The organism is Corynebacterium urealyticum DSM 7109 (assembly GCF_000069945.1).
GTDB lineage: Bacteria > Actinomycetota > Actinomycetes > Mycobacteriales > Mycobacteriaceae > Corynebacterium > Corynebacterium urealyticum.
On sequence record NC_010545.1, the window covers coordinates 2,289,449 to 2,303,879 of the forward strand.

Sequence of the window (14,431 nt, forward strand, 5' to 3'; positions counted from 1 at the left end):
ACGCGCCCGGTGCGCCCCTCCGGCTCATCCCCGCTGGCGCGGGGAGCACTCACGGGTGAGGATTGCCAGGGCGTTGCCGGCAGGCTCATCCCCGCTGGCGCGGGGAGCACTTCTTCAGCACCACGTAGATCGTCGTCGCGGTGGGCTCATCCCCGCTGGCGCGGGGAGCACTCTTCCTCGACCTGTTCGGGTGTCCAGTCCGGGGGCTCATCCCCGCTGGCGCGGGGAGCACTGCTGGTTCCTGCTATGGAGTTCGCGTCTGGCGGGCTCATCCCCGCTGGCGCGGGGAGCACTTCGTGTAATCCTGCAGCCTCCACCGCATGGTGGGCTCATCCCCGCTGGCGCGGGGAGCACAACCGCAACGGAAAACAGCAACTCGCAGCCCCCGGCTCATCCCCGCTGGCGCGGGGAGCACGGGTTCTCGGCGGCCATGTTGCCGATGTACAGCGGCTCATCCCCGCTGGCGCGGGGAGCACGTCGTTGTAGGTGCAGTCGCCGTGGATCACGGCGGCTCATCCCCGCTGGCGCGGGGAGCACTTCCCGGTGGACCAGGTGCGCCAGTCGTCTGTGGGCTCATCCCCGCTGGCGCGGGGAGCACATCAACGCCCGCCAGTTCTTCCAGACGCTCAGAGGCTCATCCCCGCTGGCGCGGGGAGCACATATGCGGATCATCAGACCACCCACACAACGTGGGCTCATCCCCGCTGGCGCGGGGAGCACTCCACCGGCTTCGTAACCTCTGCCCCTGTGCTGGGCTCATCCCCGCTGGCGCGGGGAGCACTTGATCGTGCCCGCGACGATCACCGGGGCCCCCGGCTCATCCCCGCTGGCGCGGGGAGCACAGAATCGCCGTAGCGATCACACCAATAGTGGCCGGCTCATCCCCGCTGGCGCGGGGAGCACTCATCAGCGTTACCGGCGACCATGCTCCACGCCGGCTCATCCCCGCTGGCGCGGGGAGCACGCGGTTATGGCTGGCGGTGGGCTGCTGAAGTGGGGCTCATTCCCGCTGGCGCGGGGAGCACTGCCTAGTTATCGGACGGCTCCGTCCATGAGACGGCTCATCCCCGCTGGCGCGGGGAGCACTTCTGGACTCCTTGGTCACGGGGGTGGGTTTCCGGCTCATCCCCGCTGGCGCGGGGAGCACCTGGTGGCTGCCGCGGTCGCCGCGTGGGCGGGGGGCTCATCCCCGCTGGCGCGGGGAGCACGTGCCCTTTCTGGCGTTTGTGGCTGGGACTGTGGGCTCATCCCCGCTGGCGCGGGGAGCACTGTGACGGAGTTTCCGTTGTTCGCGTAGCGCAGGGCTCATCCCCGCTGGCGCGGGGAGCACGTGAAGGAGGGTGCCGAATGACCGATGTCATGAGGCTCATCCCCGCTGGCGCGGGGAGCACGGGCTGTCGATCGCCCGCCTGGGCTTGGTGGTGGGCTCATCCCCGCTGGCGCGGGGAGCACTGGTGGCGGTAGCCCGCCCCCGGTAGGTGGCGGGGCTCATCCCCGCTGGCGCGGGGAGCACCTAGGGGAAATGGATATTCTCCATTCCGCGCACGGCTCATCCCCGCTGGCGCGGGGAGCACATGATCGCCTGCGACAGAATCTCCCACGCGGCCGGCTCATCCCCGCTGGCGCGGGGAGCACGGCAGGGCTGGCACTTGGCGCGTCGCGCCCGGGGGCTCATCCCCGCTGGCGCGGGGAGCACCCTACCTTTTCTCCACCATTCAGTGGGGGCTCCGGCTCATCCCCGCTGGCGCGGGGAGCACTGCTCGGACGCGGCGACCTGACGCTCCAGGCTCGGCTCATCCCCGCTGGCGCGGGGAGCACACAAGCTCAAACGACAGGCCACGCGCCGTTTTCGGCTCATCCCCGCTGGCGCGGGGAGCACCGTGAGTTAACGCCTTTTGAGTCCTCGGCGGTGGGCTCATCCCCGCTGGCGCGGGGAGCACAGTCGAATTTCTTCTCGCAGTCGGAGCAGACAGGGCTCATCCCCGCTGGCGCGGGGAGCACCTCAAATCAAGCCCAGAATGGCGTGGTAAAGGGGGCTCATCCCCGCTGGCGCGGGGAGCACGCACTCGAGGTTTCATCGAATCCCTTCTTTGCCGGCTCATCCCCGCTGGCGCGGGGAGCACACGCCCCCGCCCCGGCGGATAACGTGATTCTGAGGCTCATCCCCGCTGGCGCGGGGAGCACATTAGGCCCGCCTTCATTTCCGGTAACGCCGCCGGCTCATCCCCGCTGGCGCGGGGAGCACAGTACACCGAGGACTTCAACGAGTTTTGGAGCCGGCTCATCCCCGCTGGCGCGGGGAGCACGTGTCGTCTGTGGTGGTGCCTGAGCCTGGCTACGGCTCATCCCCGCTGGCGCGGGGAGCACGAGGAGTTTGAGCGCATTAGGGACGGCCGTGAGGGCTCATCCCCGCTGGCGCGGGGAGCACGACTCCTCCAGCTGCTTCATCACACCCTCGGCCGGCTCATCCCCGCTGGCGCGGGGAGCACCTGTGGATCAGCTCCAGCAGCTCCTTGCCGTAGGGCTCATCCCCGCTGGCGCGGGGAGCACTTCCCCCAAGTCGCCCTTCGGCGCCTCAGGGAGCGGCTCATCCCCGCTGGCGCGGGGAGCACTTAAGGGCATGAGTAAGGAGTTCGCTAAGAACCGGCTCATCCCCGCTGGCGCGGGGAGCACCCTGTTCGAGAAGCTTTAGTCTTCTCACTCGACGGCTCATCCCCGCTGGCGCGGGGAGCACTGGCGCCTAGCCCCGTATGTTACATTTCGCAACGGCTCATCCCCGCTGGCGCGGGGAGCACCAACAGTTCAACCATGAGGGGTCTACACACCCGGGCTCATCCCCGCTGGCGCGGGGAGCACTTGCTGGCCGCTTTTGTTCCGTATTTTGGGATGGGCTCATCCCCGCTGGCGCGGGGAGCACATTTTCATGATGGAGTCCTTGAAGGACTTCGCCGGCTCATCCCCGCTGGCGCGGGGAGCACACTGGACGACCAGCGAATATTCGAGCCTAAGCCTCATTCTAGCTTCAACTGTACGAAGCCATCCCCAGTCCCGAATTACCGGCCCTCGTACTTTCGTCTCAATTGGCGGGCTCTACTCCAGCCCGTTCTGCGTCGTGTTTTCTCACTATCGCTTTTGCGCATCATGAGCTTAAGACCGTCAAAATCGGTGGGTTCCCAGTCATGCCGATGCGTGCGGAACTCCATACCTTGCTCGTTATTGCTGCTGTAGACCAGCAGTGCACGGCCGTCCTTGCACAACTCCACCGTTCGATCCCATAGAAGCTCACGAATCCGCGCCGAAGGCCTACCAACAAACGTCCCCGGCGCGAGCTCCATCAACCACTTCGTGAGATCCCCTCGCAGCCCGGCTGGGCAAGCGGTGACGATCAGCACCATCACTGGTCCACACCCTCCCCCGCCCAATTAATGCCCGCAGAGGTCAATTCAAGCTCACTCCACAACATGAGCTCGATGTCGCTCAGCGGCTCGTCATCCGGCACGCTCATCACGAACTTCAAATCCCGCACCATCCGCGGCATTAATCGCTGCTCCACAACGGCGTCTCGAACCAATCGCCGCACCATCGGCCCCACGTCTTCGGTGCCAGACGCAACGGCGTTGAACGCAGCCGGGATGGACACCTCCGCCTTATAAAGGTCCGCGACATCGTAAACAAAAGACCGGTCAGTGCCCGTATGAATAACTCCCAAAGCAGGCACGAAACCAAGCCCGACGATCACAGCATGGGCGATGCCGTAAAGCGCCGCGCTGCCCGTCGTCAACGCTTGATTAATCGGGTCGGAGGAATCGTAATCATTCGGGTCGTAGCGGCGCCGGTTCCACGCCACACCAGTCCGCTTCGCCTCAGCCGCATAAAGCCGCTTCATGCGGGCACCCTCCCGGCCCCGCAACTGCGCCATCGTCAGCTTCGACACATCCTCACCTGGAAAGCGCAAGCCATACATCCGACGGGCACATTCCAAGCGTTTGCGTTGATTCGTGACCACTCTGGCCTGTAGTTCAGCAAGCCGGGAGGACTTCGCCGGTGGGCGGCCGTGGGCGTAATAACGCACACCACGCTCACCCACCCACACGGTCGACACCCCACAATCGCCCAGCAGGGCCATCGCAGCATTCGTGATCCGAGTTCCTGTCCCCAGCAGCAGAACAGCGAGCTGCGTTGCAGGCACGTGGGCGACGCCCCGCTGGTCGGTGATCGTTAGCGCGTTACCGTCCCGACTGACCACCGCCCGCTCCACGTAGAGGAAAGAGATCCGATCCCCCATCTGTGACAGGGACTGGCGCTCAATCGGGACCTGCTGCGGGGTGCGCACGGCTACCCTATCGGTGCCAAGGTCAGCAGCCCGCAACCGTAGCCACGGGCCCGGCCGATCCCCTGCGCCAAAGCCTGCCGCAGCAGCTCAGGGTCAGTTACTTCCAAGGTGCCGGTGAAACGAGCCTTCGCAATCCGCACCGGCCGACCGCGCCCACCGCCCGCCTTGTTGCGGTGAAAAACATCAGTCCAACGCTCCGTGACCTGGGGCGCGTCGAACTCAGACCAGCGCGAACGCTCTTCGTCACTAACTTCGTCATCAAGCCGGGGAGCCAACCCGAAGCCGGCCGCATCAGCCTTCCGGTAAAGCCAGCCAATCTGATGCCGGACAGAAACATGGGCCTTCACCTTGCCCCGCCCTCCCTTCCGGGGCTCGGCATACGTCGGGTTGGCCACCAGCTCAAAGCGCCACCGCTGCCCACGGGTGAGCTTTCCCAGGAACCTGGAGTAGTCCGCAGTCTGCGCAGGAAGCGTGTCCCACCCAGCCTGTTCCACTAGAACCGCGCCCGTCGGCTTCTCTGGGCCCACCACATAAAGCACGTGCTCGTGCTCACCTGGATCCACGCGCCACAGCACTCTGGCGTCCGATTCGTCCAGCTCGGGAGGGAATGCGGCACGCACCGCGGCGTGCATGCGCTGCGGGTCACTCAGTAGCTTTCGCCCTTCCCTCCGGTGAGGATTGAGCTGAATTTTCGTGAATGTCGTCATGCTCGCATCACCGTTTCAAAAAACACGTCACCCGTCGCGGACTTCTCGTCACCATCCGGATTGTCAATCTCCACGTCCTCGGCACGGATCACTTCCCGCCACCCGTACTTTCGGTGCTCCGGGCTGAAGGACACCGGCACGTCCTGGCGGGGAACCGAGCCACCCTCACCGGGGTTGGCATCTCGGTAAATCGCCAAAGACACCTTCTTCGGCGACTCCTTGCGGTGCACCGCGGTGGCGTGCCACGTGTCGTGCGCGCGCAGGGCAGACTCCGCGTCGCCATCCACCACACCGATCACAAGGCCAGGGTGCACTGGGCAAGACCGGCGACCCATGTACAGCGGGTAAGCGGGTCTGCGCAGGGCCTCCGCCATCTGGTCCAGCAGCTCCCGATCTTCCGATTCCACCGCCGCGACGAACGCCGCATCTGAGAGGAAGTACCTGGTCACGAGGCTGGCGTTTGCTCCCGGGTTCTTCAGCCAGGGCTGCGCCGTCTGGTAGTCCCGCAGCAGGCTCCCCGACTGATCAACACGCACTGCCATCCGCAATTTGGCCAGGTCCTCCACGCCGTCAGTACGGCGCCGCCCCTGCGCAGCCGCGATCAGCCCCACGATGCCGGACTTGGTTGGCGTGGTGGCCGTCGCCCGAACACTGAAGCGGGACTCGTCGCCCCAGGACTGCATGGGACCTTTGAGTAGTAGTAAGAGGGAATGAGCCATTACTCATCACCCATGAGCTGATCGATGGCGCCGGCCAGCTGCTCCTTCAGCTCCGGAAGAGTCACCTGGGTCGCGATATCGGTGAACGGCTCCGCCAGCTGCCCCAGGCCCATGACGAAGGAGGCCTGCGGCTTGAATCCATAGACGTTCTCCACGTCCCGAGCCTCCTGAGCCAGTACCTCGGCACCGACCTCGCGGCGGCCCTTGTCCTCGGTTGCTTCGACAGGAGCCTCGAAGGCGTTCACCAGGGAGACGGGGCGGGTATCGCGAACCGCGACGTAGACGAGCTCCGGCAGGGTCTGGTTAGCGAAGGTGTTGATCTTTCCGGTCGGCATCGACGCGATGAAGGCCTCAACGAACTCCACGGCAGCCTGCTTCGCTGCGTCCTCGGAGTCCAGGTTCTCGGCCAGACCCTCCAGGTTGACGGTGGCGTAGCGGTACAGCGTCGAGGACATCATCTGTACCGTGCCGATCATGCCAGCACCGGTCTCTTCACCCTCCTCGGCGAGGTCATCGACGGCGGTGAAGTAGTCGAACTCCGGGGCGGAGTCGTGAATCCCGAGTGCGTGGGCGACCTGCACAGCGGCGTCGACGTTGTATGCAGCATCGTCGGCAACCATGCGGCCGAACATGGCGATATCCACCGAGTGCTCCTGGTCGAGGATCGCCTGCGCCTCGCGCTTGGTGAAGTTCTTACCGTCGCGTTCCTGGATCGCCTTCACCGCGTTGTCGATCTGGTGAGCGCTGAGGAACAACAGGTAGCCGGTCTGTGGGTAGGCAACCTCTGCGTCGGTCTCGTCCTTATCCTTAGGCTTCTTCTCGACGGCCGTCTTAATGCCAGCTGCCTTGAAAAGCTGTTCGGTTCGCTCGATCGCGGTGCCCTGCTCCATGCCCTGCTCTTCGAGCTGACGTGCAATCTTCTCCGGGAGTCGCTTGGAACGGTCGCCGATGTTGGCGGCGTCGAAGTTTTCGAAGAAGTAGCGGCGAATCGCACGCTTCCAGGACTGGGAGGAGACGCGCTGGCGCGGCACGCCGCCAAAGATGGCGTTCTTCGGCACGCCCGTGTCATCACGGTTAATCAGGGACGGCGGCAGGGACTGGAGAGCGTAGATATCAATGATCTTGGACATGGTGATTCCTTCCGGATTAGTGGTCGACGGTGTCGTCGTGGTGGTTGTTTAGGACTCTTCGGTGTTGGCTCGGCCGCGGAATGTACCGTTGGCGAAATCTCGACCCCATCGCAGGAGCACGCCGTTACGCCGGCGGGGGTTCTGCAGGCTTCGCAGGTCCTGCGCAAGCTGCCCGTAGTCAAAGCCAATCTTCTTGTCTCGCAGCAGCGCAATGAGATTGCGCAGGTGGATCATGCGCGTGTCCTCGTTAAACGCGGACTGCATCGCGTCAAACCTCGGTTTGATCGACTTCGATTCCACCGTGGCGTGCAGCCGACCGCAGGCCGCGGCGAAAGACTGCTCCGAGTTATGCACCTGCTGCTGGGAACTCTGCATGTGCTGGCCGAAAAGAGTGAGTGCATAGAACGCCGCGCGCTCAGACGGGGATGCGTGGTCCGACTTCCCCTGCTCCCTTTCACTCAGGGGCACGAGCAGTGCCATGAGTACGGATTCCAGCGCGAGGGGGTGGTTCTCCAGCTTGAGGGCTCCCGCCTTACGGAGCTCGGCCAGCGTCCCGCGCGCGTTTGCTGCCGCAGTGTTCCCACCCGCGAGGTAGTCGCGCTGCAGGATCTCTGCCGTGCGCCCGACCGCAAATTTTAGGTTGGGGCGCTGCTCCGCGGGGGTGGCCGCCTCCGCCGTTCCAGTGCCCGCCACGTCCGCAGCCACACCGGGTGACGGAGCGGTTGCTTTAAGATCGCTCGCCATTGCCTTCTCCTTCTTCACTCATCGTTTTCTGTGGGGCGGTAAGGGGTAATTCCTTGTTGAGTTTTCGTTTGAGTTGCTGAAATGCTGTGCCTGCATTGATGACGCGGCCGCCAGAGTCCTCGTCCAGGAGCCTGCCGATCAGCGCCTTTTGACCCGCTCCGTTTAGCAGATCCTGGGCGATGCCCAGCGCTGCCTCACGTACGGTGTGCTGCCAGGAACTCACTTCCTGTGCCATATTCTTCGGATCCAGTCCCCGCAGCCAGTTGTGGAAACGGGGCTCCAGCTGGGCATAGAGGCGGTCGGCGGCATCGACACCGAATTCGTATTCTCCGCCGGCAGCCACGTAGAGCTGGCCAGCGAAGGCGCCCACCGCGGTCGCCGCCCGTCCCGTGGCCTCAGCGCTGTTACGGACATCATTACGAACCGCGCGGCTCCACTCAGAGTTCCGGAGCAGATGCACTGGAAGCCCGATGGAGGAGCTCACGATTGTGCCGTAAGTGGAGCTCTGCGGGCCATAGGCCATGGACACAATCTGCAGGTCGAGGACCTCCCGATCCTCGAGGATTCTCGCGACGTTATCGACATTCTCCGGCCTTTTCGGCGGCAGCTCCCGGCTTGAGAAGCCTGGGTCTCCGTCCACCGCAACAAGGGCATCCAGCGAGCGCCAGGTAGTTCGCTGTTCGTCGTATGGCCGCGGGTAGTAGGCCTCGAAGCCCTTCTTGGACTTGTTCTTACTGAACCTATACGGAGTCATCGGGTCGCCGAAGACGTTCAGCCCAGCATTCGGAATGCGATCGCCATTACTCACCAGCACCCGGGTGACCACACCATCTTCGGTGAAGAGCCGGATCCTGCGGGACTGCCACGTCGCCAAGTCCGCCGGCCCCTTCGGCTGAGTGGCTTCCAGGTCCTGAGGCGCGGCGGTATCGGGCTCGCGCTCCCACACCGGCTTATCCGTCTCAGCGGCAGTGGGAATACAGGACTCCGTGGTGTTCAGCACGAGGGTCTCGAGTAGATTGGCCCCCCTGATCACAGTTCCACCCGTCAGACCAGACCAGCCCTGCCCGATGGGGTAGCCCCTGCCTCCCTTGACCCGTGGATCCCCCACGGCCCCGGACTTAATACCCGAGTAGTCGTAAGCCTGGGCATGGATGAGCCAGCGTGCCGCTTCGTCATAGCTGATCGACACTCGGCCTGGCCCGGTGCGCATGGTGAAGTAGCTATCCTCCGAATCCGGCAAGATCCGGCGGATCTCGTTGCTGGTGTTCTTCGCCGTATGAAGGTCAGCTACCTGCATGAAGGGCACCGTCGGGTCCAGCAGGTCGAAGCGGTTCTCGACGTCAGCCAGGTACCCGAGCACGACCTCGTCCTTCCCCGTCTCCCGCAGTGTTTCCCTCGTATCGAGGAACCACGTTTCCCACTCAAATTTCTTGCGCGACCGTGGGCTCGGGTAACGCCGCACAAAATCGTGGTAGTGCGCCCGCCAAAATATGGCGAGTAATACCCGCAGCACCGCGTAATCCTGCGTGGGGGAATCCCCAACGACGGCTAGCGGCTTCGCACTGCCGTCGAACACCTGGCGGATGCTCAGCAGCTGGTTTCCCTCCGCGGTCCGGCACTTGATCCACGGTTCATGCACGAGGTTAAAGGTCTCGTTACTTCCCACCGTTTTCTCCTTTCCCGCTCACTGTCCCACTCCCTGCCTGTTAATCCTGTTCATTAATCATTTTTCCGATCTAGCTAATAACCTACGTTGGGGTGCAGACACGGTTCGGTCGGCCCGAAGTGGTGTTCGAACAGCCACACTGCTCTCTCCCCGTGATCCTCGGTCACTCCCTTGGCTTAGCCATGACCTCAAGGCCCAGTTCAGAGCTGTATCGGACCAGGAACCTCCCAATCTCGGCCTCTCCCTTCTCATCGAGGCGAAGTGCCAACTGCCCCTTGAGAAGGAAGTGCTCCTGCCACTCCGGTGGTGTTTCTTCCTCCAGCTGGGTGACGACCGCGTCGAAGTCCTCGTCCCAGCGCGTCATCCGAGTCGGGAGCCGAACAGTGCTCATGGCCAGATCCCAGGCCTGCTGGAATTCGGGCGTAACTCCGCTCAGAATCTCCACGGAGTGTTCAGCGCTCCGCGGGGTCAGGGGTCGGTAGCCATAGTCAGTGATCATCACTGGAATGACCTCGACGGTCGGCTCGCTGTCACGGACCTGTGCCGCACCCCGTTCCTCATCTCCCAGTGACTGCGCCGCAGCATTAAGGCCACGGAAGAGCGATTCGAACTCCTTCGCATCGGAGGCAGCCGGAACGCGGTACGTTGCGGACCGCGCGTGCGCTCGCGCCTCCCGGCTTCGGCTCTCACGTTCTGCCTCTGCCCAGAGCTCAGCCCACTCCTGCGGGATCGCGTGGATATTCCCGTACACCGCCTCCACCAAGGGGGCGGTGTCGTCCGGCCGTCGGAATCTTTCCGGCAGGTGCAGCAGGGTGGCAAGGAGAATTTTGGGGTCGTAAATCGCCTGAGCTCCCTTATCGATTTCCGGCACGCCGTCACGGTCCACAACACCGCGGATAAATACCTGCGGTTCCCGCAGCGCTGCCGGCCTGTCCGACGTTGGCCGCTGGTGGCGGTGAATGCGCCCGATACGCTGAATCACCAGGTCCATGGGAGCCAGGTCGGTGATCAGAACGTCGGCATCGATGTCCAAGGACTGCTCCGCGACTTGGGTTGCGACCACGATCTTCCGCGCAGGCCTCCCGGCTCCCCGGCGCGCCGCAGGCCCAAGCTCCTCGCGCAAACGGTCCTCGCGTTGCGAGCGCTCCCAAGCCATGAAGCCCGCGTGGTGCAGCTCAACCTCATCCGGATAGGCCTCGGCGAGCTCCTGGTATGCCTGCTGTGCACGCGCGATCGTGTTGCAAATAACCAGCGCACAACCGCCCTCAGCGAGTAGCTGATCAAGCAGCGCCCGCAGCTCCACGAGCTCGTCCCCGATGACCTGCAGGCTCGCGTCGAGATTCCGCGGCGACGGTTCCGGTTCCCAGACCTCGTCTTTCTCCTCCGTGACCACCGTGATCCGCGGGTATGCGGAGGACTCGACCCTCAGCGGTTCACCGCTGTACGCCTCCGCGAGTTCCTCACGCTGCCGGGTGGGCAGCGTCGCGGTCATGACGATTACGCTCGCCCCGTAGTAGGCGAGCCAGGAGAGGGTGGTTTTGAGGTAGTCGGAGGTATAGGCGTCGTAGGAGTGAACCTCGTCGAAGATAATGACCTTCCCCGCTAGCGCGAGGTGCCGCAGCATGGAGTAACGCTGCACCAGCGCCAGCATGAGGACCTGGTCCACGGTGCCGACGACGATATTGGAGAGCAGTCCGCGCCGTCTTCCGCTCATCCACTGGCTAGCAACGACTTTCCCAGCAGCGCCGCCTGCCTCATCTTCCGCGATTCCTTTGTACTTCAACGCCCGGTAAGGTTCCGCGAGCTGGTTCTTCGAGTGCGCCAGGTACAAGGACGCCACCGTGTCGCCGGTCGTCCCCTGCGCCCAATTGATAGTGCGGTCGAGCAGCCCATTGGCGGTCGCCATCGTCGGCGCGGCGAAGTAGACGCCCTGGACGCCATCCTCGGCCCCGAGCTGATGGGCCGCAGCGAGTGCGGCTTCGGTTTTACCCACCCCGGTTTCCGCTTCCAGGATGTACAGCGCTGGCCCCTCGGTAGCCCGTGCAGCCTCGACCATGGTGCGTTGCACGCTGCGGGCGCAGAATTCTTCTGGCCACGAGAAGGACCGCCGGAAGAACTCATCGACATCCTCAGCAGGTTCTGTGGGTTTCCATGGCAGGGTGATGTCGGTTTTCGCCATGCCACTCTCCAAGCGTTGCGGCATGGGCTGAAGGGCAAGTGGGAAGGCGTCGACGTTGGAGGCAATCCAGTCCGCGAAGACGACGATGCCGGTGAGCAGCTGCAGCTCCGGAGCTCGAGGTGTGGACATCTTGCTCAGAACCGGTTTAATTTCCGTCAACTCAGCGAACCCGTCCAGCAGTTCCTTATGGACCGCCCTCCAGGCCTGCGGATAGTCCTTCAGGGCGTCCTCAATATCCCGACGGAGTTTCTCATCTGCCGGAATTCCATGGTGAGCACCAACGATGGAGCGCAAGCGTCTACGCATAATGCTGGACACCGAGGTCTCCGACTCAAGCCACTCCCCCAGCATCGCAGCGGAGGCCACACTGTGGGGCATGGCCGGTAAATCGGCCTCTCGATACCCAGTGTCGAGCGGTAGCCCGGCGTCCGAGACTGCGTTAAGCAGGTAGTCATATCCAGGCTTTTTCTCCAGCAACCGCTGGAAATTGACACTGGCCTTCCCGGAATCATGCAATCCAGCCAGCCACGTCACGAGGCGGCGCAACTCCCCCACGTCAATACCCAACTCGCCACTTAGGTCATTCTTTGTCGCATCCGCGACCCAGATATCGAAAACCTCCCCGGCGGTCGCGGCCACATCCGCCAGGTGTTGCGGCAGATTGAGATACTCCCCCTCTTCCCCAGACTTCGCCCACAGTGCCGCGAGCTGAGGGCTCACTCCACGCAACCACGCATCAAGCTTGCTGATAAAAGCATCGCGCGTGTTGGGAGTGTTCGAACTCCCAAAGCCATATCCGGGGAAAGTCATACAATCCTCACTACTTCCGGTGGTGAACATAACCATAGCTACTTCACAGATCGAAAGCAAGCATCTCGAACCCCTTTCTAACAATCCCCAATTTCCCAGTTATTTTTTAAAGTTACGCCCGTAACCTTCCTGGGGCGTACTCTTGAGCACGCTCCCCGCAGCTCTAGATCCGGCGGGGATGAGCCTTGGGACATTGGCGAATGCGCCACTTCCCCGCGCTAGCGGGGATCCCCAAGGCTTCTTTTCTTTTCGACCCACCCAACCGCAAAACCTCACTCACACCCACCCTTCGATTTCGCATAACGCGCGTTACACCATAATGTGAGACAGCGCACGCCTTCCCGCTTTTTAGCAAGCGGGCGTTCAGGCAACACTGGTGGAATACCCAGAAACATCGTATTCTTCCCAGAAACGGCGTGATCCACGCCACATCCCCGCCCCGTTCGAGCATGACTCGCCGGGGCCCGCACTTTTCGCTCGGGAGATCCCCGCGCCGGAAACAGACCCAAGGAGGAACATTGACACCCAATCAAGTCGGCCTAGCGCTGGTGCTGCTAGGCGTGATGGTCTTGCTGGGCAAGACCATGCGCATCAAGTGGGGTTGGACCCAAAAGCTGTTCCTCCCTGCCTCCATCCTTGCTGGTTTCCTCGCACTCTTCCTCGGCCCTGAGGTCTTCGGCTCCATCGCCTCGGCTCTGGGCACGGATCGCTTCGCCGAGGGCGGCCTCTTCGGCGAGGAGACCCTCGCCGTGTGGAAGACCCTCCCCGGCCTGCTGATTTCCGTGGTCTTCGGTACCTTGTTCCTCGGCCAGAAGCTGCCGAAGCCGAAGGAAGTCGTGGAGCTTGCCGGCCCGCAGCTCTCCGTGGGTGTGGCCTTCGCCTCCGGCCAGTACGTCGTGGGTATCGCGCTGGTGACCTTCCTGCTCGCCCCACTGTTCGGCATCAACGAGGCCGCCGGTGCGCTCATCGAGATCGGCTTCGAGGGTGGCCACGGCACCGCTGCCGGTATGCAGTCTGTCTTCGAGGACATCAACTGGGCTGAGGGCTACGACCTCGCCGTCGCCGTCGCCACCGTTGGTCTGCTCTCCGGCATCGTCATCGGCGTGGCCGTCATTAACTGGGCCATCCGCACCGGCCGCACCGAGGTGATCACCGAGGTCAAGGACCGTTCCATCGAAGAGCAGCGCGGTCTGTTCCGCCGCGATGAGCAGTACATGGCCGCGAAGATGACAACGCGCCCGTCCTCCGTCGAGCCGCTCTCCCTCCACGTCGCCTTCCTTGCTGTAGCAATCGGCGTCGGCGTGATCCTGCTGAAGGCCCTGCAGTGGGTCGAGCAGATGCTGTGGATCGACAAGATCGAGCTGCTGAGCTACGTCCCACTGTTCCCGATGGCCATGATCGGCGGCATCGTCGTCCAGCTCGGCCTGAACTTCCTGGGCTACGAGCACCTCATCGACCAGAACATGATGCTGCGCATCCAGGGTCTGGCTCTGGACCTGCTGATCACCGCCGCCCTGGCGACGATCTCCCTGCAGGCCATCGCTAATAACTTCTGGGCATTCCTGATCCTGTGTGCCGGCGGCATCCTGTTGAACGTCTTCCTGCTGCTATGGCTGGCGCCGCGCTCCATCCCGGAGTACTGGCTCGAGCGTGGTGTCGGCGACTTCGGCCAGTCCATGGGTGTCACCGCAACCGGCCTGATCCTCATGCGCATCGTCGACCCGCAGGCGGAGTCCCCCGCTTTCGAGTCCTTCGGCTATAAGCAGCTGGTCTTCGAACCCTTCTTCGGTGGCGGCATCATCACTGCCGTATCCATCCCGTTCATCATTGCGGTCGGACCACTCCCAGTCTTGGGTGTCATGACGGCGCTGTTCATCTTCGCCATCGCAACCGGCCTGTTCTACTGGGGCCGTAAGTTCGGCATCGACCGGTCCAAGGCCGCTGGTGGTACCAAGGCCTTGGGCAACCACAAGGCCAACATGGAGGCCAAGGCGGCCGCCGCGGCTGCTCAGCAGCACAAGGACTAAGCCACAACAGCTACTCAAAAGCCAAGCCGGGTGCTCGGCGCAGAACTCTCCGCGCAGCACCCGGCTTTTGCCTTGCCCCCTCCAGGCCCCGCCCCGGCCCTGCTCGTCCTGCTCTG

At 63.5% G+C, this 14,431-nt stretch carries 9 protein-coding genes and 1 CRISPR repeat array (1 of these 10 only partly in view); of the genes, 1 reads left to right on the forward strand and 8 read right to left on the reverse strand.

The features are described 5' to 3' along the window. A CRISPR array of direct repeats spans positions 1–2,978; the repeat unit is 28 nt; unit sequence GGCTCATCCCCGCTGGCGCGGGGAGCAC; it begins 1,260 nt to the left of the window's first position. Positions 2,979–3,053: 75 nt separating this feature from the next. The 8 genes from cas2e to CU_RS09870 form a co-directional block, all read right to left on the reverse strand. Continuing rightward, complete coding sequence (gene cas2e, locus CU_RS09835) at positions 3,054–3,398, reverse strand: type I-E CRISPR-associated endoribonuclease Cas2e (RefSeq protein WP_041628535.1); 345 nt, start codon at positions 3,396–3,398, stop codon at positions 3,054–3,056. Next, positions 3,395–4,333, reverse strand: a complete 939-nt coding sequence (gene cas1e, locus CU_RS09840) for a type I-E CRISPR-associated endonuclease Cas1e (RefSeq protein WP_012361191.1) — start codon at positions 4,331–4,333, stop codon at positions 3,395–3,397. Before cas1e ends, cas2e begins: the two co-directional genes overlap by 4 nt. Positions 4,334–4,335: 2 nt before the next feature. Continuing rightward, positions 4,336–5,040, reverse strand: a complete 705-nt coding sequence (gene cas6e, locus CU_RS09845) for a type I-E CRISPR-associated protein Cas6/Cse3/CasE (RefSeq protein ID WP_012361192.1) — start codon at positions 5,038–5,040, stop codon at positions 4,336–4,338. After that, positions 5,037–5,759, reverse strand: a complete 723-nt coding sequence (gene cas5e / locus CU_RS09850; RefSeq protein ID WP_012361193.1) for a type I-E CRISPR-associated protein Cas5/CasD — start codon at positions 5,757–5,759, stop codon at positions 5,037–5,039. Before cas5e ends, cas6e begins: the two co-directional genes overlap by 4 nt. Beyond that, positions 5,759–6,889, reverse strand: coding sequence for a type I-E CRISPR-associated protein Cas7/Cse4/CasC (gene cas7e, locus CU_RS09855; protein WP_012361194.1), 1,131 nt, complete (start codon positions 6,887–6,889; stop codon positions 5,759–5,761). The genes cas5e and cas7e overlap by 1 nt, the downstream gene beginning before the upstream one ends. A 48-nt stretch (positions 6,890–6,937) precedes the next feature. Then, positions 6,938–7,633, reverse strand: a complete 696-nt coding sequence (gene casB / locus CU_RS09860; protein WP_012361195.1) for a type I-E CRISPR-associated protein Cse2/CasB — start codon at positions 7,631–7,633, stop codon at positions 6,938–6,940. Next, entirely contained in the window at positions 7,617–9,299 is a 1,683-nt protein-coding gene (gene casA, locus CU_RS09865) for a type I-E CRISPR-associated protein Cse1/CasA (RefSeq protein WP_012361196.1), read from the reverse strand. The genes casB and casA overlap by 17 nt, the downstream gene beginning before the upstream one ends. A gap of 163 nt (positions 9,300–9,462) precedes the next feature. Further along, on the reverse strand, positions 9,463–12,288 hold the full coding sequence (locus CU_RS09870) for a CRISPR-associated helicase/endonuclease Cas3 (protein ID WP_012361197.1): 2,826 nt from the start codon (positions 12,286–12,288) through the stop codon (positions 9,463–9,465). Positions 12,289–12,737: 449 nt separating this feature from the next. Here CU_RS09870 and CU_RS09875 point away from each other — a divergent pair, with 449 nt between their 5' ends. Continuing rightward, positions 12,738–14,315, forward strand: coding sequence for a sodium/glutamate symporter (locus CU_RS09875; RefSeq protein WP_012361198.1), 1,578 nt, complete (start codon positions 12,738–12,740; stop codon positions 14,313–14,315). Positions 14,316–14,431: the final 116 nt, after the last annotated feature.

Coding starts and splice junctions, on each gene's coding strand:
- CU_RS09875 (WP_012361198.1), top strand. CDS start 12,738: ATGACTCGCCGGGGCCCGCACTTTTCGCTCGGGAGATCCCCGCGCCGG.
- casB (WP_012361195.1), bottom strand. CDS start 7,633: ATGGCGAGCGATCTTAAAGCAACCGCTCCGTCACCCGGTGTGGCTGCG.
- CU_RS09870 (WP_012361197.1), bottom strand. CDS start 12,288: ATGACTTTCCCCGGATATGGCTTTGGGAGTTCGAACACTCCCAACACG.
- cas5e (WP_012361193.1), bottom strand. CDS start 5,759: ATGGCTCATTCCCTCTTACTACTACTCAAAGGTCCCATGCAGTCCTGG.
- cas6e (WP_012361192.1), bottom strand. CDS start 5,040: ATGACGACATTCACGAAAATTCAGCTCAATCCTCACCGGAGGGAAGGG.
- cas7e (WP_012361194.1), bottom strand. CDS start 6,889: ATGTCCAAGATCATTGATATCTACGCTCTCCAGTCCCTGCCGCCGTCC.